Consider the following 22572-nt stretch of genomic DNA (forward strand, 5'->3'; position numbering starts at 1 on the left):
GCAGCGCGCGCCTGCCAACGGAACAATGCCCAGGAGACAACGATGATGGAACCTTTGGTTGAACTGACGGATGTCAATAAAGTTTTCCTTACTGACGAAATCGAAACCCATGCGCTCAGCAAGATCACGCTCACCATTGCAAAGGGCGAGTACGTGGCGATATCCGGGCCTTCGGGGTGTGGGAAGTCGACCCTGCTCTCTGTCCTGGGGTTGCTGGACACGGCTTCCAGCGGCACCTATCAACTGGCGGGTCACAACGTCGAAAACATTTCCAAGAAACAGCGTGCACAGGTACGCAACCGCGACATCGGGTTTATCTTCCAGTCGTTCAATCTCATCAGTGACCTGACGATCGAAGAAAATGTCGCACTGCCACTGACCTACCGCAGTGATATTTCCAAGACAGAGCGCCAGGCACGCGTGTCCGAGGCGCTGGCCAAGGTCAACATGTCCCACCGCAGCCGTCACTATCCTTCACAACTCTCTGGCGGGCAGCAGCAGCGTGTCGCAGTGGCCCGGGCCATTGTGGGCAATCCCACCATCCTGCTGGCGGACGAACCCACCGGTAACCTGGATTCGCATAACGCAGAAGCGGTACTGGACATCCTCGACAAACTGCATCAGGAGGGTGCCACGATCTGCATCGTGACCCACGATCCTCGTTCGGCGGAGCGGGCCCAGCGCAGTATTGTCCTGTCTGACGGCAAGGTGGTCGGCGATGGAGAACTGGCGCGGCAACTGACCCTGGTGAAGGAAGCATAAGATGCTTTTTGACATTCGTTATGCCCTGCGGTTACTGCTCAAAAGCCCCGGCTTCACTTTTGTCACCGTGCTGATCATGTCCTGCGGGCTGGCACTGACCCTCTATATGTTTTCGGTGATCAACACCATCATGTTCACCGCGCTGCCCTATCCCGACGGCAAGAGCATGGTGTTGGTCAATCCGACCGTGAACAGCGTCAGCCTGAGTGATTCCGGGCTGAACTACCTGGATTACAGCGACATCAAGGCGCGCACCACCCAGCTCGACGATGTGGGGTATTTCTACGCGGAGCGTGCGGATATCAGCGATGGCAGCAAGGCCGTTTCCTATATGGCCATCAGAAATACGCCTGAGATGTTCTCCTACGCCGGGGTCCAGCCGTTCATGGGCCGGGTGCTGAATAACGAAGACGTGCAGTCCGGAGCCGCGCCCGTGGCGGTCATCAGCTACACGATGTGGCAGAACTATTTTGCTTCCGATGCGCAACTCATTGGCCGCGATATCACCATCAACGGCGTTCACACGCGCATCGTCGGCATCATGCCGCAGAATTTTGCCTTTCCCTTTTTCCATGACCTCTGGCTGCCGTCACAGCTTGAGCCTTCGCAATACCTGGTGCGTAAAGGCGCGCCGGAAGTGTCTGTCTATGCGCGCTTGAAGGAGGGCGTGACCCTTGGGGACGCCAATCGCGACCTCAATCGCGTGATGCAGTCACTGGCGCAGGAGCATCCGGAAAGCAATAAGGGGCTTTCAGCGCAGGTGCTGACGTTCCAGGAAAACTTCATGGGGGAGGAGACCACACCGATCTTCATCGTCATGCTGATCGCCGTCAGTTTTGTGCTGCTGCTGGCGTGCTGCAATGTCGGCAACCTCTTGCTGGCACGAACGACTGAGCGTTCCAAGGAAATAGCGATCCGAGTGGCGTTGGGCTCGCCTGCTGGCCGCCTGGTGCTGCAAATGATGTGGGAAAGCCTGTTTATCTGTTTCTTGTCCGGCGTGGTGGCGGTGTTGCTGGCGGCATGGGGCCTGGAGATCACCAATCAGATACTGCCGGGTTTCGTTCCCAACAAAATTCCGTTCTGGTGGCAGCTGTCACTCGATCACCTGTTGGTGGTCAACGCACTTGTCCTGGTGATCCTCACGGCGGTGCTCACCAGCGCACTGCCTGCATGGAAAATTGTCCGTGGCAATTTCAACGATGTGTTGCGCGATGGCACCCGTGGCGCGCAGAGCCGTGGCGCTGGCCGGGTCTCGCGGATTCTGGTGATTTTTGAAGTGGGCTTGTCCTGCTCCATCTTGTGCATCAGTGCGCTGTTTGCGCTGCTGGTCTATCAGGCGACCCGGGCTGACTACGGTGTAGACACCCGCAACTACCTGACCGGGCAGATCCACCTCAACGTCAACAGCTACCCGGATGATGCAAGCCGTATCCTGTTTTATCAGCGCTTGCGGGACGCAGCAGCGGCGATTCCGGGCGTTGAAAGTGCGGCACTGACGACCAGTGCTGTAGGACAGTTCACTGTTCCGCGTCAGGTAGATGTCGACTCGTCGAACAACAACACTAACGAGCGCTGGTCGTACCCGATGGTCAATGATGTGCAGGTCATGCCCGGCAGCTTATCGGCAATGGGGATCACGCCCATTGCGGGCAGGGAACTGGCCCACAATGACACCCAGGATTCACAGCCGGTGGTGGTGGTCAGCCAGTCTTTTGCCGAGCAGTCCTGGCCTGGCGAACGCGATGTCATCGGCAAGCGCCTGCGGTTCCGCGAGGGTGATGATCAACGCTGGTATAACGTCGTGGGCGTAGTGCCCAACGTGATTCATGGGCGTCCGTTCAGCGCCTTCCGGCATCGCACTACGGTCTACCGCTCCCTGGAGCAGCAATCGGCGTCCTCGTTGATGCTGGTACTGCGCGCTCAACACCCGGAAACGCTTGGGCCAGCATTGATCAGTGCGGTCCACCAACTGGACAGCAATCTGTCCGTCAATCAGATCCAGACCTTGAGTCAACGCCTGGCACGTAATACCGCCGGCTTGCATTTTATTGCCAATCTTTTCATGTTGTTTGGCTTCGTGGCGATGATACTGGCGGCAACAGGCATTTACGCGGTGATGTGCAACCTGATCAACCAGCGCACGCAGGAAATTGGCGTACGCATGGCCATGGGGGCCACGGAGAATAATTTGTTACGTATGCTGATGCTCCAGGGCGGCAAGCAATTATTGACCGGTCTTATCATCGGCTTGCCGCTGGCCTTCTTCGTGGCACCTAAACTGACGCACGTCCTGGGTAATGGAAACACGCCCTTTGCGCTTCTGTTCTGCATGGTGGCACTGATGATTTCGCTGGTCGTGGCGCTGGCGGTCTGGCTGCCGTCCCGACGGGCCACCAATATGTCGCCCGCTGACGCGATTCGTTATGAATAAACGATCGCCGTGCTCACAGGCACGGCGGTGCAAGTTGGAAGCTTGGAATGAACGATAAAAAACACATCCTGGTTATAGATGATGACGCCGGAATCCTGACCAGCCTCGATATCCTCTTGCGTATGCAGGGATATGACGTGACGGTGGAAACCCAGGCCGATCGCCTGCTTGCCCATTTATCGGCCAAGCCTTTCGATCTTGTACTGATGGACATGAACTTCCAGAAGGACACCACCTCGGGCATGGAAGGCCTGCAGTTGCTCGCCGAAATGAAGAAGTTCGACGATTACCTGCCGGCGGTGGCGATGACGGGATGGGGCAGCGTCGACATTATCGTCAACGCCATGCGCGCGGGGGCGGCCGATTTTATTCAGAAGCCTTGGGACAACGAGCGTTTGCTGAGCATCGTTCAGCAGCAGATAACCCTGAGCCAGGCGCGTCGTTCCGGCGAGTGCCTGCGCGAAGAAAACAAGCTGCTCAAATTGGCGCTCGAAGACGATATGGACGGTGAGTGGGTGGTTCGCTCGCCGGCGATGAAACGCCTGGTCAGCCTGGTGGAACAGGTTGCAGTGACCGATACCAGCGTGTTGATCCTGGGCGAAAATGGCACCGGTAAAAGCCTGCTCGCGCGCTACATCCACCAGATTTCCGCGCGTGCCGAGCACAGCATTGTCGAAGTGAACATGGGCTGCATCAACGAGCAGCTGTTTGAAAGCGAGATGTTCGGCCATGTCAAAGGTGCCTTTACCGATGCGCGCGAGAACCGTATCGGCCGATTTGAACTGGCGGACAAGGGCACCCTGTTCCTGGATGAAATCGGCAATCTGCCATTGACCCAGCAGGTCAAGTTGCTGCGAGTGTTGGAGGAACGGCAGTTTGAGCGTGTCGGTTCCTCGCGAACCCAGACCACTCAATGCCGGATCATCGCCGCGACCAACTCGGACCTGGAAAAAGCCGTGGCAGAAGGGCGGTTCCGCCAGGACCTGCTGTACCGGATGAACCTGATCCAGATCCAACTGCCGCCCCTGCGCGAGCGTCTGGAAGATATCGAGCCGCTGACCGAACGCTTCCTCAAGCGTTTTGCGCGCAAGTACAACAAACCCCGGCCGATCTTATTGCCCCAGGCCCGCCAGGGGTTGCTTGATTACTCATGGCCCGGAAACATCCGCGAGTTGAGCCACCTGTTGGAGCGCGCCGTGTTGCTGTGCCGCGCCAATGTGATCGACCTGGAAGACCTCTGCCTGCCGTTTTCGGGCGCCTCCCCGAATACCCAGGGCGCGGCCAGTATCCTGCCGGCAGACTTGACAGACGCCTGCACCCTGGCCGAAGCCGAGGAAACCCTGCTGTTACAGCGCCTGCGTCAATACGATGGCAATGCGGTCAAGGCGGCCGAATCGCTGGGGCTCAGCCGCAGCGCTTTTTACCGCCGGCTTGAGAAATTAAAAATTTGCCATGAGTAAATTTTACGACTCGTTTGAAGTACGCCATCTGCTGCTGTGCAGCCTGGCGCCGGTAGGTGGAATTATTGCTTACCTGCTGCTGTGGCTTTTCCCGCACCAGTCCATTTACCTCAAGTGCTTCACCCTGTTTATTTTGTGCGTGACGCTGGTGTATTTCTCGTATCACTTTTTCCAGCAGTTGCTCTACAAGATAAACGTCATCTCCAATTTGCTCGAAGCGGTCGAACAGGAAGACTTCAGCCTGCGCGGGGTGACTAACCGGGCAGGGGCCTTCGAGGGGGTCATCGAGCAGATCAATGATATTTCCAGCCAGTTGTCGCGCCACCGCCAGCAGCAACGAGAGATGGATTTCCTGCTGCAAAAAGTCATTTCCAATATCACCGTTGCCATCTTTGCCCTGGACGCCGGCCATCGGTTGATCTGGTGCAACAGCGCCGCGTCGCGGATGTTGGGCACATCCCTGGAAAAGCTGATCGGCAGTACTGCCAGCACCTGGCAGTTGGATAGCCTTTTGCACAACGCCAACACTGAGCATCCGGTCGTTTCCGATCACGAAGGACGGCCGGGTCGCTACAAAGTCAGCAGTGACACCTACATGGTCGACGGCCTGCAGAACGTGCTGCTGTTTGTCAGTGACGTTGACGACATGCTGCGCCAGGAAGAGCAAAAAGCCTGGCAAGACTTGTTGCGCGTCATCAGCCATGAAATCAACAATTCCCTCAGCCCCATCGCGTCGATCAGTCAAATGCTGCAGCAACACTACCGGCATCATTCCGACAACTTGCCACCCGGCTTTACCGAGGGCATCGACCTGATCAACCGGCGCGCGCGCGAACTGATCGCGTTTATCAGTAGCTATCGGCAACTGAGCAAACTGCCGCCGCCCTTGAGGGAACAGGTGGATCTGGCGGTCCTGGTTGCCGAGTTGCCGCTGCTGTTTTCCCACCGGGTGATTACCCTGAGCGGACCGCGTCCGTTGATGGCCAGCCTCGACCGGGTGCAGATCCATCAGCTGTTGATCAACCTGATCAAAAACGCCGATGAGTCCATGGGCAGCAGCACCGACAGTATCGATATCGAGTGGGCCGAGGAGAAAGGCCGCCTGCTGATCATCATCCTGGACCGCGGCCTAGGACTGACCAATCCAAAGAATCTTTTCGTTCCCTTCTATACCACCAAGCCCAACGGCACCGGCATTGGCCTGATCCTGTGTCGGCAAATTGCTGAAAGTCACGGCGGTTATTTGTCCTTGGAAAATCGCCATGACCAGACCGGGTGCAAAGTCATCATCAATTTACCCCTGCAATCCCCTGCCTGAACTGCACGCCGGCCGGGGGGTGTGCCTGCTTCGGCATTTTGACCAGGCGGGGCCGGACATGACGGTTCGCCAGCAGGCGCAACGCTGGTTGCACCAAGTGCTGGCGGCCTGCCTGGCGATCCCGGTCGATCACTTGCGTATTGCCAGGACCCCGGCCGGTAAGCCTTGGTTGCCTGACCACCCGTGGTTGCGTTTTAACTTGAGCCACAGCGGTCATTCGGCCGCGATCGCGCTGTGTCGGGAACTGGAAGTCGGGGTTGACCTGGAGCAGGTCAGCGGCAAAGTCGCAGTAAAAAGAGCCGTCGCCCAGCGTTTCTTCCACCCGGATGAGCAACGTTGGCTGGCGCTTGACGAAGACGACTACCTGGTGCGCTTTACCCGGCTCTGGAGCCTCAAGGAAACGTGGCTGAAGGCCCGTGGGACAGGGCTGAGCCAGTCGCTGGCAAGCTTTTGTATCATTCCCCCGGCGGGCGCGAGCGGGTTGGCGCCGGTCGTGGTGGAGCCTGCCGTCGACGTGGGGCAGATTCATTATTGCGAGGTCCGAGGTCAAGAGCGGTTTTGCCTCGCGTACACGGCGATCGGTGCGCCGCAGCACTCGCCCGTTCAATGGCAACTTGCCGGCCATTGAACGAGCGAGGCTGTTTACACCCCTCGCTTACGTGCAGTCAGAGGTGGAAATTTCGCTGGCAAAAGAGCCCGTGGCGCCGGTATCGACTTGAGCGGATGGGCTGACAGACAGGCGTGCGCCGGCAGACAGGCTGCCGTTGATCCGTGGAATGTGGCACAGGGAGGATTGCGCGCCCATGCTCATGCGCACAGTCGCCACATCGGCGGTGAAGGGCAGCGGTTTCTTGTTGAAGGTACCGCCCATTGCCAGATCAAGCACCAGTTCTGCGGTCTTGCCTTCGATCTGGATGTCGGCGCCCATGCTGCCGGCGACCGTCAGTTTGCTCGAGTCGACGGCGCACGCAGGCGCCACGATGTTTACCCCGGCCTTGCCTACCAACCCGGTCAACGGCTTGCTGGTGTACAGGGTGATATCCAGCGTGTGGGAGACAAAACGATCATTCTCACCCGCCTCATTGACCAGTAACAACGCCTTGTCTTTGCTGCTGACCTTGAGCTTTTCCAGGGCGGCGGTTGAGCCTGAAACCACCATTGAAGGCGCGGCAGCGCACTTGATCGACAGGTTGATGCCCTGGCGGACTTCAACGCTGTCGAAGGCGTCCAGAGGCAAAGTTTTTTCGGCGGCCAGTGCTGCATTGCCGGCCGTGCCCGCCAGCAATGCCAGCATCAGTTTCAGCGTTCTCAGATTGTTCATATGACCTCTTATCAAACTTAAAATAACTTAATGATTTCAAAGGGTTAAAATTTCACCCTGGAGTCTTGGGTGGTGCATAAACAATTTCAGGCGACTGCATTCCTGTGGCGAGCCGCTCACCACACGGGTCCCAGTTTGTTGCGCGACAACGCTACGTCGAAGAGGTAGTGGGACCTCCCTCTTTCACAGTAATGTCGCCAATGTGCGCAGTGTTGTTTCAACACTGTCCTGGGGCATGCCAAAGTCCACCAGTCCAGCCACTTCGTCGATGCCTTCGCGCTTGAGCTGCGTGAGCTGCTCCAGGCACTCGGCGGCAGAGCCAAACAAACCGTAATGGTTGAGGTACTTCTCCACGCCCCACTTGAGCTCGTAGGCCTGCTTTTTATCGGTCTTTTCCTGATCAAGCATAGAAGGGGCATTGAGGTTTTCCGACAGCTGCATAAACGCACGCAGATAGCCCGTCAGGGCCGGGCGCAGGCGTGGCAACAGCGATGCCCGGTCTTCTCCGGCCTGGGTATGCATCATCAACGTGACCGTGCCGCCTGCCGGGTCCAAGCCGGCTTCCTGGCGCGCCAGGCGATAGCTGGCGCAGTTTTCCTGCAACTGTTCACGGCTTTGTGCAACCAGGTGCGTCAGCACATTCAAGCCACGTTTTCCTGCCTCGCTGAACAACAGGGGATTGCTTCCCGTGGTGACCCACGCCCCGATGGTGCGCTGAAAGGGTGGCGGCCAGGTTTGCAACGCGACCGGTTCCGGCCGCGCCGGCAGGGACAGTTCATGGCGCGTCACGGACTCACCGCGCCACAGCGCCTGGACTTGCTCCAGAGACGAGAACAGCACCGCATGGCGCTCACGGTAGTTCTGCGCATTGAGGACGAAATCATTACGTTGCCAACCCGCGGAAAACGCTACGCCGACCCGGCCGCGCGAGAGGTTATCCACCAGCGCCCACTCTTCAGCGACGCGCAGCGGATCATGCAAGGGCAGCACCACGCTGCCGGCGCGGATTGCGATACGTTGTGTACAGACCGACAACGCGGCGCTGATGACAGACGGATTGGGAAACATCCCACCGAAGGTGTGGAAGTGCCGTTCAGGCGTCCAGATAGCATGAAAGTTCAGCGCATCCGCCAGCCTGGCGGTGCTCAGCAATTGCTCATACTTCTCTGCAAAACTGTCCCGGGCGACATCGGAAAAGCAAAACACGCTGAGCTTCGGGATTGCAGCTCCCGCCGGGCTAGGCGATGCATTCATGCGCGGTGGCCTTGTCTACGGATTCGATGGTGAAACAGATAGCGCCCCTGGGCATCACATTGAGCGCATACGTCGGCGTCAGGGCCGCAGGGGCAGTCGAGGGCGCGAGCGAAAGGCGTACATGGCAGCACAGCGTTTCAATCGCCGAGGTGAGTTGGTCGAGTGCCAGCGCCATGCCTACACAGTTGCGCTTGCCCACGCTGAAAGGGATGAAGTGCTCCCGCGCGATCTTCCGGCCCTCAAGAAAACGCTCTGGCCGAAAGCTCAGGGGCTCGGGCCAGTAAGAGGCGTTGCGATGCACCAGCCAGGGTGAAAACAGCACTTTGGTGCCCGGCGCAATCACCGCACCGTCGATCACGAGTGGGCCTTGGGTGCAGCGTTCGACAAAAGCTGTGACGGGCGTAATGCGCAGTGTTTCCTTGACGATGGCACTGGCCATGTCGCGCTTGCCGCGCTGATGTTCTTCACGGATCCGGTCCTGGTAGTGGGGGTGCCGTGACACGTGGGCCAGGCACCACAGCAATGCGATCCCGGTGTTGTCCACGCTGGCCGCCAGGTTACCCAGCAACAGGCTGACCGCCCGCTCCCGTTCCTGGGGCTGGGCATTGACATCCAGGGACTGGCAGAAGCGTTGCAACATGGCGACGTTCTGGGTGGCGTCAGCCTGGGCAGCTATCAATGGCCCGACCATGGACTCCAGTGCCTCACGGAACGTGGCCAGGGCGGGGTGTTGGCACAACTGGGCATGATCCACGCTCGACTCGGCGACGATCAGTTCAAGGTAGATCCGGCGAAAGTGGACCATCAGGATGTCAAGCTGCGCGGTGCTGGCCGTGGTGCCGACGAAGCCCTGCGCAACGCACCTCAAGGCCCACTGCAGGCAGATTTCCTGCATGGAGTCTGTCTGCGGTTCATGGAACCGGTCCACCAGCCATTGGGCGGCATCGTGGGTGCCCTTTTTCAGCAACGCCAATTTGGGATTGACCGTCGCCAAGGTCAACTTTCGCGCCAGGCTCCACTCTTCACCCTCCCTTGCAGTGATCAGCGATTGGCCCAGCAGTATCCGCCTGGCTGACGTGCTGTTTGCCAGCTCCTTGGGAAAGCTGCTTTCGTTATCGAGGAAAAACCGGATATGTCGAGCGCCCGCGAGCAACAGTGCTTGATCATCGTCGTCGGCGATCCACACCTTATCTCCATGCTGGCGACAGGCACTTTCAGCAATTTTCAGGAAGCCCAGTTGTGCATACTGAGCTGCGGACGGCCTGAAAGTCGGGATTTCATTCGGGTTACTGGGCATGAACGGGCTCCGGTGAGGCGTCTGAGGTCACAGCGGCGCAACCGACCCAGCCACCCAGGCCGACCGACAGCAGCAGGGCAGGGCGGCCGGTGTCCTGGGGCGCATAGCGCTCAAGCAGCAACAGCGGGTCCGCGCTGAAGCAGTGCCCGCAATCGCTGATCAGGTCCGTGGCGACAGCCTGGTGATGGTTGTCAGGGTGGCGCAGCCAGGTTTGCCAGCTGAGGCGGTTGATGTTGTGCGGCAGCAGCCAGGCACGCTTGCGCAGGTCTTGCGGGTAGGTGGCCAACGCGTGTGCGACCAGGTCGTTGTGGGACTGATAAAAACGCTTGATGTCTTCGCGGCTGCCATCCAGGCCCTGCCAGAACCCGGGATGATAAAAACACTGGATGCCCGAAACCTGCCGCTGGCCGCCACCGGGCTTGAGCAGGGCGGCTGCGAACGCGTCGCCGATCATTGTGCAGCCGGGTACATAGCGTTCGGCCAGGTCGAAGTCGGCCAAGGTGTCGCCCACCAGCAGCGCGATACAGCGATGCTTGCCGCCCGCCAGCAAGCGTTCGGCCAGGCGCAACCCCCAGAACACGGTGGCGCAGTTCTGTTGGTTGAGGTACAGCAATGGCGCATCGGCGGCGATAACGTTCGACTGCTGCCGCAGGGCGGCGAGGTTGACGCTTTGGCGCCAGGAGCCGGCCGGCAGGCCCTGGATCAAAATGACCGCGTCGATCTGCTCCCCGTCATCCAGGCTCGCTGCCAGTTGTTGCAGCAGGGCCTGGAAACACCCTTCGGCGCTTTCTTCATTGGCCAGGGTAGAGGCCTGTCGCAGGCCGAACAATTGGCCAAAGGTCCGGGCTTCCGCAGGGTTGCCGCCGCGATGAGCAATGACCTGATCGATCGACACCCTGGCGGGTGGAATATACGTGGCCAGCGCAGCGATATTCATCGTGGGCCTTCTGCGGCGGCGAGCCCGCAGACGCTGATGCCATTGTCGTTTTCGCTGATCAGCAGGTAGTCACGCTGCGGTTCCCAAAGCGTGCGCAAGGCAACGAAAGGCGCCGCGCACACCAGGTGCGGGTTGATCGCAAACGCGTGAGCATCGGCGGGCGCGACCTCCAGCAGCCGGGTAGGACCGATCAGGGTCACGCGGCCCTTGGCCAGGCCCAGTTGCTCGATCGCCTGCGACAGCCATCCAGCGGACCATTGTGCAAGGGACGCACGCTTGAATCCCCGGTAGCGCAACCCGCGTTGCTGTTTGTTCACCAGGCACACACAGGCATTATTTTGCGGTTGCAGGGCCTCCATCAGAGGCGAGGCATACATCAGGGTCTTCTGCTCGGCAATCAGTAGCAGACCGTCCTCGTCTTTGCCGGCCAGGCAGTCATTGAGACCGTCCAGGGCAAACAGGGCAGCGTCCGGTCCGCGGTCGCTGATCGCCATCGCCAGGCAAGCGGAAAGCCCCATTTGATGGATGGCGGCATTCACCACTGACGTGCCCATGTGCAGGTCCGGCGTCCAGTGCGCCATCAGCACGGTTTTGACCCGTGCAGGCTCGATGACCTCGGCCAAACGCGGCAGCAGCACGGCGATCATATCGCAGAAGGCCGCGCGCTCCGGGCTGTTGATCCAGGCGGGCACCCGCTCGTCCTGCGGGCTGAGCGCCTGGCCGTTGGCCGCGAAGAAGTGCTGTACATAGGAGCGCCAATGCGGGATCTCGGTTTCCCATTCCGGCTGCGGCGTTTCGGTGTGATGAAACGACTGGAACACGATATCGGCAGGATCGAGGCAGAGCGTCACAGGCTTACCCCCTGGGCGACGGGCGGGCGGAAGCTATTGAGCCGGTGGATATTGCTGGTGCCCTCCATGTATTCGAACGAAAAGCTGTCGCGATAGCGCTTGCGCAGCAACCGGTCTTCCAGCCAGTCGTCAGGGTTCAGCCAATGGGGCAGGCGGCACGCCGTTTGCTCAACCAGGCGGCTGGCATTGAGCTTGAGCTGGCTGGTGAGGGCATGCTGGTGCTGGCCGTTGCTGTAGCCCTCGGCCAGGGTGAGCATCTGCTGATAGACGGCATGATAGTTGCGCCATTGCCCGGCGACCCAGCGTCGCACCGTGGCCGGCCGGGGGCGGCTGTCCAACGCGCTGAGCAGGCCGAACGTGGTGCCCAGGGCCATGGCCGCCACCATGGGGCGATGACGTTCGAACACCAGGCTCAGGGAGTTGAGCCCCTGCAGCAGTTCGCGGCGCTCGTGCCCGAGGATATTTTCCTGTTTTACCGCGTAATCCTTGAAGGTCAGGCGCGTTAATCCGGCACCGGCCAAACCGACGGTACCCAGCGGCTCACGCAGCAGGGTGGGCAGGGTGTCATCGGGAAACACCATCACCAGTCGCTGGCTCTGCTGATAACGCGCAAACACCAGCCCAGCGCTCGCCAGCAGGGCGCCGCCGATCAGCATCTTGGTGCCATTGAGGCGCCAGCCCTGTTCACCGTGGGTCAGCTCAGTGCCGATGGCGCCGGCATCCGAGCCGATCTGGGGCTCCGTAACAGCAAAAAAGGTCCACGCCGGGCGTTCGGCAAAGCAGGCAAAAAACCGCGCCTGTTGCTGTTCATCACCCAGGGTCAGGATCGCGCGGGTACTGAGAGACGCTCCCGGCAACAGCATCATGGCACTGGCATCGGTGCGGCTCAGGTACTCGATGATCTGCAGGTGCCGGGCGTAGCTGACATTGGAAAATGCCGCGGTTTCCCAGGGATTGAAGCGCGAAGGTATGCCGATGCAGGCAACGCTCCTGAGCTCCGGGTGATCCAGATAGGCAATCGCTTGCTGGAGGTCACTTTCCGCGAGCTGGCCTGCGGCAAGCAGTCGCTCTGACAGCGCGTGAAGTTGTGGATAGCAGCGGGTGATATCGCTCATAGGTGGCTACGTTCGAGTTGAGGAAGAACTAAGCGTTAACTTAATTCGGCCTCACATCCGGGTATTGCTTGAGGTTGCAAAAGACCGGGATTTCGTTGCCGGCGGGCACCTCAACCAACAGCGAGGAAAACGTCGCCCCCATGCCGACGCTGACCAGCATCACGCGGTCGCCGGGAGACAGCTGCCGGCCACGGATGAGCGCGGCCAGGTTCAGGTAAGGATCCGCACCGAAGCAATGGCCGTAGCGGGGAATATTCTGGAGAAAAATCCGGCTGCGCGGGATCGCGAGTTCGTCGGCCACTTTCTGCCAGGAAGACAGGTTGACGTTGTGCGGAGCGATCCAGTCCATTGCATCGAGGGCGCAATCGAAATGCTGTGCGGCGCTGCGCATGCCCGCGCTGATAAACGCAAAATAGGCCTCGGCGAATCCTGGGTCATTGCTGGGTTCATTGCCCTCGTGTCGGTTGAACTCACCGGCCTGCGCGCTATAGCGGGCAGTCACCCTGGCGCGGTCGCCCGACCGACTGAGCAGCACGGCACAGGTGGCCTCGCCCATGATCGTGGTGTCGTCGATCAGTTCAACCCTGGGATGAAAGGCTTTCTCGCCAATCAGCAGCAGGGCATATTCCCCTTCGGCGAGACGGCTGCAGGCATATTCCACCGCCGGTAACGAGGTCGCGCAGTGGCCCATCGTCAGGCTGCAATACTCGGTGTCGGCGCTGAACCCGCACGTATCGAGCAAGGCCCTGCCCGACTGGTCAAAAGGGCGCAGGGCCGGCACGGTATGGGCATGCACCACATGCCGGATACGCGGGATAAGGTCAGCATGAGCGGCGACGAATTGCTCCAGGAGCGCGCGCATCAGGTCATCCACTGAGCCGGGCTGGCGCGGGAAGCTCTCTAGCCCATAGAAGCGTGCGAACATCCTGACATCCAGCGCTGACAGTCCAAGGGCGCTGGCGCACTCGGCCAGTGACTTACGCTGTTCGGGAACGTAGACGGTAATGGATTCAATATGCCCCAACATGGAGGTTCCCTTTTTCATGGTCGGCGTTTTTCGCACAGAGAAACCTGGTCAGCGCCTGTCGGGTACGCTGATGCGAGAGAATGCCCAGGTGGCCTGTATCTTCAATCATATGCAGTTGGCTATCCGCTGACTGCGCGTGGATGTGCCCGGCATCGGTGTGGCTGATCCTGCGGTCCTGCTTGCCGTGCATGATCAGCACGCGCGGGCCGCTGAACGTGTAGGGCTGTGCCGCGCGCACGTCGGCGGGCAGGCCATAGCGGCTTTGGAAATAGCCGCTCAACGGCGCCAGGTAATGCCCCGGCGCCCGGTGCTGTCGCAGGGAATGCAGCAGCAGGCTGGGCACTGAGGCCGGGGCTGCCAGCAAGGCCACGCGGTTGAAGCTGAACCCCAGCCAGTGCGCCATTGCGGTGATCAGCCCGCCGGCCGAATGGGCCACCACGCTGTCGAACGGGCCGTATCGTGCCTGCATCGCCAGCAGCAGTGCGCTTTGGCCGGGCAGGTCACAGCTGGCCGGAGTGCGTGGGTCATGACCCAGCAGGAAGGGCGCGTAGACCCGATAGCCCTGGGCTTGCAGCAACGTTTGTGCCTCGGCCAGCATCAGCGGATGGCCCCCCCAGCCGTGCAGCAACAGTGCGTTTTTGGCCCGTGGGTCATGGTTTTCCCGGATAAGCACCCTGCTGCGGTAGGGGCCGCAGTCGATCACTTCGGTGGGCATGGCCGCCAGCTGTCGCGACTCGGTCGGCCGCATCGGCAACACCGTAGGGTTTGCCAGGCGTTCAATCAGTGACGCGAGCTGGGAATCCATGGCGCCCCCGAGGGTTGTGCGGAAAAAAGCAGATAGTGCAGCGTCGTCTGTTGAGGCGCGGGGGTGTTATTCAGACGCTGCAGCGGGTCATGCAGATAGAGCAGGCGTTGCCCGGGTTGAAGCAGCGTGCCCGCCAGCGCAGCCGCGTAGTGCGGATCGAAGTGTCTGCTGCTGACGCCCCAGGTTTCGATGAACCCTGGGCATTGCGATAGCAGGCTTTGCAACAGGGGCGTGGCCCCGCGCGCGGCCGGGTGAAGGCTGTCGTAGACCAACTGTGTCGGGTAAGGCTCGCTGGCCACGCTGCGGCACAGTTCCACCACGGCCCTGGCGTGCAAGCGCTCGCCACAGTCGGGGTGGGGCCAGTGCTCATACCAGAGCGCCTGGGGCGGCTGGCGCCAGTTGACAATAAAGTGTCGGCTGTCGGGCGTAATGGCCTCGCAGGTACTGACAATATCCAGTTGACCCTGCAGCAAGGGAGCGATGGTCATTGGCACTCCTGGCGAATGGGGTGAGGGGAAAAACTCTGGCTCAACCGGTGGATCTGTCGCGTGCCCTCGGTGTATTCAAAGGCTTTCACATCGCAAAATGACTGCCATAACGCCTTCGGAAGTGGCCATCGGTCTGCCGGGAATGCGTGGATCAGTTGGTTGACAATGTCTTCGGCAAGCACCACGCAGGTGGTTTTCACCATGCCGGGGCTTTTTCTCGGTGCCTGTCGCGCGTCAAAGGCTTCACAGACCGCCAGTGCCTCACGGTACGCGGCGTGCCAGCGCCGTTTCAGGCGTGACAGCTGTTGCGATTGCGCCGGGGTGGGCGTGACGCACGCTTGCCACTCATGCATCGCACGCCGCGCCACGCCCAGCGCCAGCGCGCCCACACAGGGGCGCAGCGCATCGAAGGTGCTGATCGCCGATTGTGCGAAACGTTGGGTCGGCTTGAGGTGCTGCCCGAGCACATTCGCACTCGGGATAAACAGGTCATGGAACTGCATCTGCGCCAGGGTTACGCCATCCAGCCCGCTCAGTGCCAGTGGGCGCAGGGTGATGGCGGGGTGCTGCGGGGTAAACACAAAGGCGTTGATCCCCAGGGGGCCGGGCGCGGCACGCGCGAACAACACCCCAGTGTCGGCGATCGTCGCATTGCCGATGAACATCTTCTGCCCGCGGATCAGGAACCCACCGTCCACCGCTGTCGCCGTGGTCTGCATGGCACTTGCATCACTGCCCTGGGTGGGTTCGGTCATCGCAAAGCATGACCAGCAGAGTGCCTGTTGAAACTGGCCAAAAAAGGCGTCCTGTTGCTGTTCGTTGCCCAACCCGGCAACCACGTAGGCGGCCATGCTCGGTCCAGGCGCACAGAACATCAGTACCGGCGAGACGAACCCCATCTTTTCATACAGTTCGTAGCGCGCCGCCAGGTTGGGCACCTGCGTACCTGACGATGGCTGGTATCGCGCCGGCAACCCGAGGTGGTTGAACGTCTGGGCGAGCGGCCATCGGCTCATGACCTGGCGTATGTCGTCGAAGTTGCGCAGTTGGTCGGCAAACTGCTGGGCGTCCGCGCCCAGCGGGCAGGACTGCCCGGCGAAGAGGTCATCGTACAGTTGACTCATAGCGGGCCCGACATGATTTCGATAACCCCTGCATCGGGGTGATAGAGGTGGCTGGCGCGGTGATTGCTGTCAAAGGCGCTGAAGGGGCGCGTCAATACGATCCAGCCTGCCATCTTCATGATTTTGAATTGCTCGTCGAAGTCGTTCACTTCGAAGCAGATATGGTAAGGCAGCGACGATTTGCCCGATTTAACCAATAACTCACGCAGGGGCAGATTGTTTTCCAGCGGTTCGACCAGCTCGATCTGGCTGTTCCCGTCGGTGGTGGCCAGCAGGGTGATGAAGACTTTTTGCGCGGCAACGTATTCCTTGTAGCGAACGATCACCGGGAAAAACGGTTTAACCGCAACAGTGGTTGCATCGCTGTCGTACACCACATAACCGATATGATTAAAACGCATCGCGCTGGCCTTTATCGTTGAAAGAACCTGTTATGCCCGCCATCCGTCCGGCGCTGCTGCACAGAATGGCGGGCATTTTCGCAGCCGCGACGGCGGGTTTTTTATATGTGCTTGCAGATGGCGCTCAGGCGATTTCAGGCTGGGCCGTATGCCGTTTCACCAGGAGCTGGCGATCGATCTTGCCGTGCAGCGTGATAGGGAACTCCTGACAAAAGAACATGGATTTCGGGATCATGTAGCCGGGTAATTGTTCGGCCAGGAAGCGACGCAATGCGTCACGGTGGTGGGCGCTGTCATCGCTCAACTGGATGAAGAGTTGCAGGTCGACGGCCTTGCCTTCTTCCATGACCGGTATCACGCAACACTGGGTGACCTCGATGTAGCGGCAGACCGTGCTTTCGATTTCAGCCAGTTCGATCCGGTTACCGTGCAGCTTGAGTTGGCCATCGTCGCGACCGCAGATGAACAGGGCCTGATCGTCGTCCAGGAACCCCCGGTCGCCGGTGGCGTAATAGCGGCCGAACTCGTCCAGGTTGAAGGCGTCGTTACGCGGGTGGTCTTCGGGCAGGTAACCCAGGGCGACTTGCGGACCGTACAAGCGCACCTGGCCCATCTCTCCGGCGGGCAGTCCGCGGCCGTCGGCATCCACCACCCTGACCCCATTGGTGCCACAGACTTTGCCGAGGGACAGCAGGCCATCGCTCTGTTCGGGCGGGCAGCCCAACTTGAACACGTGGGTCATGCAGGTGGCCTCGGTGGGGCCGTAGCCGTGCATGACCTCCAGCCCGGGAAAGCGTGTCTGCAGTTGGGTCACCAGGCCCAGCGAAATACGCTCGCCAGCCATGAAGAACCGCTTCAACTGCCCAAGCTGTTGTTGGCAGAACAACGGGTCTTTCAACATCAGGTCGACAAAGCTGGGGGTCGAAAACCAACTGGTGACCGGGTGTTGTGCCTGGCTCGACATCAGATGGATATTTTGCCGTGGCAGCATATTGTGGCGATGGTCCAGCATCAGCAGGGCGCGGCCCTGGCACAGCACCGGGAAGAGATCGAGAATGCCCATGTCGAAAGAGAAGCAGGCGTGGTTCACATGGCAGCCGTGGGCTATATCGTCGATGACCAGCGGGCTGTACCACGCCGAAAACGCGGCGAAGTTTTCGTAGCTGACGACGACACCCTTCGGCTCGCCGGTGCTGCCTGAAGTGGGGAGGATATAAAACAGCGGCTGGATCAGTTCCGGTTCGAGCGGCAGTGACGCCGGGTCGCCGTTTTCCAGGCTGGGCAAGACCCATTGCGGCCAGCGCTCCAGCCCTTCCAGCGGCTGTGATGTCGCCGTGAGGATCAGTTCGGCAGCGGTCAGGCTGGCAATCTTTTCAATCCGCGAAACCGGGTTGGCCTGGTCGACGAACGTGAAGCAGCATCCCTGGCTGACACACGCCAGCATGGCCGCCACCGCATCCACTTGCTTATGGCCGTGGATCAACACGTTGCGGCCGGCCCATGGTGCGAGCACCTGGGCAATCGCTGCGGTGCGCCGGCCCAGTTCGGCAAAGCTGCAGGTGCCTTGCTGGGTGATCAGCGCGGTAGTCGTGTGCTGGTTCTTGAGCCGCTCAAACAGCGGTTTGATTTGCGATAAAAACATATTTATCTCCGTTGTCCAAAGCCAGTTGGCGGGCTGCTGAACGATCCAGCTTGCCGTTGTGATTGAGTACGGTGTGTGGGGTGCTGTACCAGTAACGTGGGATAGCCCACGGGGGGAAATGGGCTTGCATGGCGCTGCCAAGCTGTGACAACTCACAGGCGCCGTTGAGAATCACACAGGCCTGGATCGCCTCGGCGTTGCCCTTGCGCCAGTACGGCTCGACCACCACATCGGCGACCAGGCTGTGGTCGCGCAGGAAGCGTTCGATTTCATGCAGGTCAATACGGTGGCCCTGGATCTTGACCTCGCCGTCTTCCCGCCCGAGGAAGTAGTACCAGGAGCCATCGAACAGGCCGATATCGCCGGTGGCATAAGTGGCCCGGCCTGCGCGCTGGCTGAAATTGGCCTGGCGCGCGGGTGCGGCGTTGAGGTAGCCAGGGCCGACACATTCGCCACTGATCAACAGTTGGCCGCGGCCCGAGGCGTCCAGGGGCGGCGCCAGGTGCAGCATCGCGCCCGGCCTGGCCCGACCAATCGGCAGGGGCAGTGACGAGGCCACCATGTCTGCGGTGATCAGTACCTGGGAAACGGCCACGGTGCATTCGGTCGGGCCGTAGGTATTGATCACCTCGCTGCCGGGGAAGCGTGCCCATAGCTGGGTGACGATTTCCTTGGGCAGCGTTTCCCCGCAGAAAATAAAGCGGCGCAATTGCGTAAGTGCCTGGGCGTTGAACGTCGGGTCGAGCAGGTAGAGACGCATCATCGACGGCGTGGACACCCAGCAGGTCAGCGCCATTTGCGCATGCTGGGCAATCATCTTGCGGGTGTTGATCAGCTCGCGATGATCGAGCACCGACAGCGGTTGCAGAAACTGCCAGGCAAGCCAGATCTCAAACAGGCAGACATCGAAGCAGTAGCGCACATTCCCGCTGATCGCGCCGTGCAGCGCAAAGTCGCGACCGATCCACGCCACGAAGTCCACCAGGTTGCCCAGGCTGATTTGAATGCCCTTGGGCTCCCCGGTGGTGCCCGAGGAAAACATGATGTAAGCCAGTGCGGTGTCGGTGCCGTTGTCGAACCGCTGGCGGGTACCGTCCAGTAAATGCCGGAGCGCCGTCTCATCATGGTGTTGCCAGGGCACGTCGGTGAGAGCGACCACCTGGGCGTCTGTGGCGCACAGCGGGAGGGCGTCGGTGTTGAGAATCAGGCGTGCTCCGACCGTGTGGGCGATCCGCTCCAGACGCTCGGGTGTGTTGTCTGACTCCACCGGCACGATCGGGCAGCCGCAGAGCAGGCAGGCCTACCAGGCGGCGAGAAAGTCGAAGGACTTGTGGCCATACACCAGGACCGGCGCAAGCGGCGTGTGACTGTTCGGCTGCCGGCTCACGATTTCAACGGCGATGTCCTGCGCACGCTGACTGAGCGCCTCATAACTGTAGGTCAGTGAATGGAGGCGCCAGGCGGTATGCGATTGGCCTCCAAAGCGCATGAACACCGCAATGAGTTCAGACCAGGCGTCCATTTACGCCGCCCGGCTGGAGAGCTGGAGCTCAATGAAGTTCGACAGGCTGCCCACCGTTTCGAAGTGCTGGAACTCCAGGGTGGCAGGGTCGAGCACCAAGTCCTCGATGCGCTCTTCGAGGTACATGATCAGTTCGATATACAGGCCACTCTCAAATCCCAGATCGCGTTCCAGGTGGGTCTTGGCACTCAGTTCCGAGAGGTCGGAACTCTCCAGGACCAGCCCGATGGCTTCAATGATGGTTGGCGTATGCATGGTGACTCCCTGTGGTTTGTGTGCACCCGACGTTGAGGTTTTTCTGCTGGCGCGGCAGGAGGACGGCCAGTTGGCCTCGATCGACTTTTCCGTTGTGGTTTTTCGGCAAGGCTTCGCTGAAGTAATAGCGATGTGGCCGTTTATAGGCTTCAAGATGGACCTGGCAAAAGGCTTTGAGCGTCGCGATGTCCAAGGGCTCGACGCATTCGATACAGGCCACGATTTCATCACCGTGGATCGGGTGGGCGACGCCGATCACTGCGACCTGCAGCACACCCGGTACGCGCCTGAGTACGGCCTCGACTTCCCGAGGGGCGACTTTTTCGCCATTGGTTTTCAGGATGTCGTCCTTGCGCGAGAGGAAATACAGCAGGCCCTGCTCATCCAGCCGGCACAGGTCACCGGTGTACAGGACCGACTCGCCGGGCAATGGACCTGGGCGCAGTTTCTTTGCCGTCTGCTCCGGGTTGCGCCAGTAGCCGCGCATCACGGTCGCGCCACGGATCACCAGTTCGCCGCTGGCATTGTTGCGGTGGGCAACGCCGGCATCATCCACCACCCACAGTTCGGTGTTCGGGATGGCATAGCCGACGCTGTCTTTGTGCTCGGACAACAAGGCAGGAGGCAGCCAGGTACAGCGATGGCATTCGGTCAGCCCATACATGGAGAAAATCCGGGCTTGCGGGAACAGCGAGAGCAACAGGTCGATATCGCTGGGATGCAAGGCCGCTGCGGTGTTGGTGATGGTGCGCAGGGAGGAGAAGTCATAGCGTTTGGCCAACGGGGCAATGATCGCCAGCAGCGTGGGCACGATCGGCAGCACGGTCGCTTTGTGCTTGACCAGCTGTTTGAGGGCAAACAGCGGACGGCTGAAATCCTTTTCGATAATCAGCGTCGCGCCCATCCTGGCGGTCATGATCGCTTGATACAGGCCGTAGTCGAAGCTCATGGGGATGGTGCAGAAAATCCGGTCGCTGGCCTCCAATTGCAGATAGCTGGCGACAGAGTCCGCGGCGCTGAGCATGTTGCGCTGGGTCAACATGACGCCCTTCGGGTCGCCCGTGGAACCCGAGGTGTAGATCAGGCAGGCCAGATCGATATCCAGTGCACCCTGGACCGCCAGCGGCGGCGGCGGTGCCAGTGCCGCAATCTGCGCCAGGGACAACAGCGGCGAACCGCTTGGCTGCGTGTCCGGCAGTTGATCAAACAGCATGCGCAACGCCGGGGTTGCGGGTGCCGCTGCCAGCGCGGTGGCTTGGCCGGCCTGGGCAATCAACAGGCGTGACTCAGCGTTATCGAGCAGCCAGCCGACCCGTGCCAGCGGTGTGTCCGGGTTTACCGGGACAAACACCGCCTGCAGAAACTGCACAGCCCAGAAGCAGACGACGAAATCCACCCCATTGGGGAGCCACACCAAGACCCTGTCACCGCGTTCAACCTGCTGCTTGCGCAAGTAGGCAGCGGTATTGATCACGCGTTGATGCAGTGCGGCCCAGGTGACTTCATTCTCGCCTTCCACCAGCGCCGTTTTATCCGGGAACTGCTGTGCGGCCTGCACCAGCCACTGGCTCAAATGGTTTGTGCTCATGTCTCATCCTCACTATTGAATTCAAGAACGACGGCGGCAAAAGTGCCCGCGATACCGGAAGCCAGGGCCAGGATGGGGTTTACGGCGCCCGCGTTCTCGCCGTGTGCCCGCAGGCTTTTCAGGTTGATGAATGCATCGCTGCAAAAGCAGTGGCCCAGGCGGTGCAGATGGCGCCGGTAAATGATGTCCCGGGCAAAGCCGGCGCGGTCGGCGATCCGGTCGAAGGTGGGCGGGCTGATGTGGTATGGGATCAGCGTACGCAGCTCTTCAGGACGCCGTCCGGCGTGCTGCAGTGCGCCCTGTACGGTCTCGACCATGGTGGGGATAAAGGCGTGGTCGTAGGCGTTTTCGCTGTCGCGATCCGTCGCGCGCAGACGTGTGCCATAGGCGGCCAGTTGGCGGATATGCACGGCACTCACGCGCAAGGCGCCGGGCGAGGGTTCCGGGCTGAGCAGGGTCGCGCACAGGGCTTCGCCGAAGTAGCCATTCTGATCGACGTATTGCACGGTGTCGTGGAAGCACTTTTCCCCGGTGATCAGTAAGCCGCAGAGCTTGTCTTGCCTGGCATGTGCCGCCGTCAGTTTGGCGTCGAGAAACTTCAGCCCGACCAGCGCCGATGCACACGATGCCTGGGTGATAGAAAAAAACTCAGCCTGCGGGCGACCCAACAAACTGCGCAGGTCGTTGGCCAGGCCGGGGACAACGTCAAAAGGGCTGGGGCAATTGAGGGAGTGGGCCCAGGCGACATAGCCAATGTTCCCGAACAATACCGGGTCGCACTCGGCCTGGAACTGCCGCAGCAATTGCATGATCAGGTCCGGCAACGCCTCGTGTTCGAACAGGCTGGCCGATTCCATTCGATGGAAGCGGCTGAATATTTTCGTGTTGCGTTCTCCCCAGGCATATTTTTGCGCCAGGGCTGGCAGCGGGGTGAGGTTCGCCGCGACCAGGCTGGTGATGGTGTGGATGTACAT

22 protein-coding genes are annotated in these 22572 nt (G+C 60.4%); 5 read left to right on the top strand and 17 right to left on the bottom strand.

Translation table 11 applies throughout. The features are described 5' to 3' along the window. Positions 1-42 precede the first annotated feature (42 nt). Genes AD670_RS06110 through AD670_RS06130 form a run of 5 tightly spaced genes read left to right on the top strand, consistent with a single transcriptional unit; the run spans position 43 to position 6599 of the window. The gene (locus AD670_RS06110) at positions 43-762 is read left to right on the top strand and encodes an ABC transporter ATP-binding protein (RefSeq protein WP_218187623.1); all 720 of its coding nucleotides are present in this window, start codon (positions 43-45) and stop codon (positions 760-762) included. A gap of 1 nt (position 763) precedes the next feature. Next, the gene (locus AD670_RS06115; RefSeq protein ID WP_053129290.1) at positions 764-3193 is read left to right on the top strand and encodes an ABC transporter permease; all 2430 of its coding nucleotides are present in this window, start codon (positions 764-766) and stop codon (positions 3191-3193) included. A 47-nt stretch (positions 3194-3240) separates the two neighbouring features. Then, the gene (locus AD670_RS06120) at positions 3241-4653 is read left to right on the top strand and encodes a sigma-54 dependent transcriptional regulator (protein ID WP_053129293.1); all 1413 of its coding nucleotides are present in this window, start codon (positions 3241-3243) and stop codon (positions 4651-4653) included. Beyond that, positions 4646-5971, top strand: a complete 1326-nt coding sequence (locus AD670_RS06125) for a PAS domain-containing sensor histidine kinase (protein WP_053129295.1) — start codon at positions 4646-4648, stop codon at positions 5969-5971. Before AD670_RS06120 ends, AD670_RS06125 begins: the two co-directional genes overlap by 8 nt. 58 nt (positions 5972-6029) lie before the next feature. Further along, the gene (locus AD670_RS06130; protein ID WP_256243872.1) at positions 6030-6599 is read left to right on the top strand and encodes a 4'-phosphopantetheinyl transferase superfamily protein; all 570 of its coding nucleotides are present in this window, start codon (positions 6030-6032) and stop codon (positions 6597-6599) included. Between the two features lie 27 nt (positions 6600-6626). Here AD670_RS06130 and AD670_RS06135 read toward each other — a convergent pair whose 3' ends face one another. The 17 genes from AD670_RS06135 to AD670_RS06210 all read right to left on the bottom strand — a co-directional run bounded on the left by AD670_RS06135 (position 6627) and on the right by AD670_RS06210 (position 22572). Next, on the bottom strand, positions 6627-7292 hold the full coding sequence (locus AD670_RS06135; RefSeq protein WP_053129302.1) for a GIN domain-containing protein: 666 nt from the start codon (positions 7290-7292) through the stop codon (positions 6627-6629). A 183-nt stretch (positions 7293-7475) separates the two neighbouring features. Beyond that, complete coding sequence (locus AD670_RS06140; protein WP_053129306.1) at positions 7476-8546, bottom strand: MupA/Atu3671 family FMN-dependent luciferase-like monooxygenase; 1071 nt, start codon at positions 8544-8546, stop codon at positions 7476-7478. Further along, complete coding sequence (locus AD670_RS06145) at positions 8530-9843, bottom strand: cytochrome P450 (RefSeq protein WP_053129308.1); 1314 nt, start codon at positions 9841-9843, stop codon at positions 8530-8532. The genes AD670_RS06140 and AD670_RS06145 overlap by 17 nt, the downstream gene beginning before the upstream one ends. After that, positions 9833-10780 carry a 3-oxoacyl-ACP synthase gene (locus AD670_RS06150; RefSeq protein ID WP_053129310.1) on the bottom strand — a complete coding sequence of 316 codons (948 nt, stop codon included), beginning with the start codon at positions 10778-10780 and terminating at the stop codon, positions 9833-9835. Before AD670_RS06150 ends, AD670_RS06145 begins: the two co-directional genes overlap by 11 nt. Next, complete coding sequence (locus AD670_RS06155; protein WP_053129312.1) at positions 10777-11631, bottom strand: hypothetical protein; 855 nt, start codon at positions 11629-11631, stop codon at positions 10777-10779. The genes AD670_RS06150 and AD670_RS06155 overlap by 4 nt, the downstream gene beginning before the upstream one ends. Then, positions 11628-12746, bottom strand: coding sequence for an acyl-CoA dehydrogenase family protein (locus AD670_RS06160; RefSeq protein WP_053129314.1), 1119 nt, complete (start codon positions 12744-12746; stop codon positions 11628-11630). Before AD670_RS06160 ends, AD670_RS06155 begins: the two co-directional genes overlap by 4 nt. 40 nt (positions 12747-12786) lie before the next feature. Next, the gene (locus AD670_RS06165; protein WP_053129317.1) at positions 12787-13773 is read right to left on the bottom strand and encodes a 3-oxoacyl-[acyl-carrier-protein] synthase III C-terminal domain-containing protein; all 987 of its coding nucleotides are present in this window, start codon (positions 13771-13773) and stop codon (positions 12787-12789) included. Next, positions 13757-14578, bottom strand: a complete 822-nt coding sequence (locus AD670_RS06170) for an alpha/beta fold hydrolase (RefSeq protein ID WP_053129320.1) — start codon at positions 14576-14578, stop codon at positions 13757-13759. Before AD670_RS06170 ends, AD670_RS06165 begins: the two co-directional genes overlap by 17 nt. Further along, positions 14554-15066: a hypothetical protein gene (locus AD670_RS06175; RefSeq protein WP_053129323.1), complete on the bottom strand. Its 513-nt coding sequence runs from the start codon at positions 15064-15066 to the stop codon at positions 14554-14556. Before AD670_RS06175 ends, AD670_RS06170 begins: the two co-directional genes overlap by 25 nt. Beyond that, positions 15063-16190 (bottom strand): acyl-CoA dehydrogenase family protein, encoded by a 1128-nt coding sequence (locus tag AD670_RS06180; RefSeq protein WP_053129324.1) that lies wholly within the window; start codon positions 16188-16190, stop codon positions 15063-15065. The genes AD670_RS06175 and AD670_RS06180 overlap by 4 nt, the downstream gene beginning before the upstream one ends. Further along, positions 16187-16591, bottom strand: coding sequence for a VOC family protein (locus AD670_RS06185; RefSeq protein ID WP_053129326.1), 405 nt, complete (start codon positions 16589-16591; stop codon positions 16187-16189). Before AD670_RS06185 ends, AD670_RS06180 begins: the two co-directional genes overlap by 4 nt. Before the next feature lie 124 nt (positions 16592-16715). Next, the gene (locus AD670_RS06190) at positions 16716-18233 is read right to left on the bottom strand and encodes an AMP-binding protein (RefSeq protein ID WP_053129328.1); all 1518 of its coding nucleotides are present in this window, start codon (positions 18231-18233) and stop codon (positions 16716-16718) included. Beyond that, positions 18202-19527, bottom strand: a complete 1326-nt coding sequence (locus tag AD670_RS06195; RefSeq protein ID WP_256243874.1) for an AMP-binding protein — start codon at positions 19525-19527, stop codon at positions 18202-18204. The genes AD670_RS06190 and AD670_RS06195 overlap by 32 nt, the downstream gene beginning before the upstream one ends. A 6-nt stretch (positions 19528-19533) precedes the next feature. Next, positions 19534-19755 carry a hypothetical protein gene (locus AD670_RS31885; protein WP_256243873.1) on the bottom strand — a complete coding sequence of 74 codons (222 nt, stop codon included), beginning with the start codon at positions 19753-19755 and terminating at the stop codon, positions 19534-19536. Further along, on the bottom strand, positions 19756-20010 hold the full coding sequence (locus tag AD670_RS06200; RefSeq protein WP_053129331.1) for a phosphopantetheine-binding protein: 255 nt from the start codon (positions 20008-20010) through the stop codon (positions 19756-19758). It lies immediately after the preceding gene. Further along, on the bottom strand, positions 19988-21598 hold the full coding sequence (locus AD670_RS06205; protein ID WP_053129334.1) for a class I adenylate-forming enzyme family protein: 1611 nt from the start codon (positions 21596-21598) through the stop codon (positions 19988-19990). The genes AD670_RS06200 and AD670_RS06205 overlap by 23 nt, the downstream gene beginning before the upstream one ends. Continuing rightward, positions 21595-22572 carry a 3-oxoacyl-ACP synthase gene (locus tag AD670_RS06210; protein ID WP_053129337.1) on the bottom strand — a complete coding sequence of 326 codons (978 nt, stop codon included), beginning with the start codon at positions 22570-22572 and terminating at the stop codon, positions 21595-21597. Before AD670_RS06210 ends, AD670_RS06205 begins: the two co-directional genes overlap by 4 nt.

Origin of the sequence: Pseudomonas sp. MIACH (assembly GCF_001269925.1) — a bacterium.
GTDB lineage: Bacteria > Pseudomonadota > Gammaproteobacteria > Pseudomonadales > Pseudomonadaceae > Aquipseudomonas.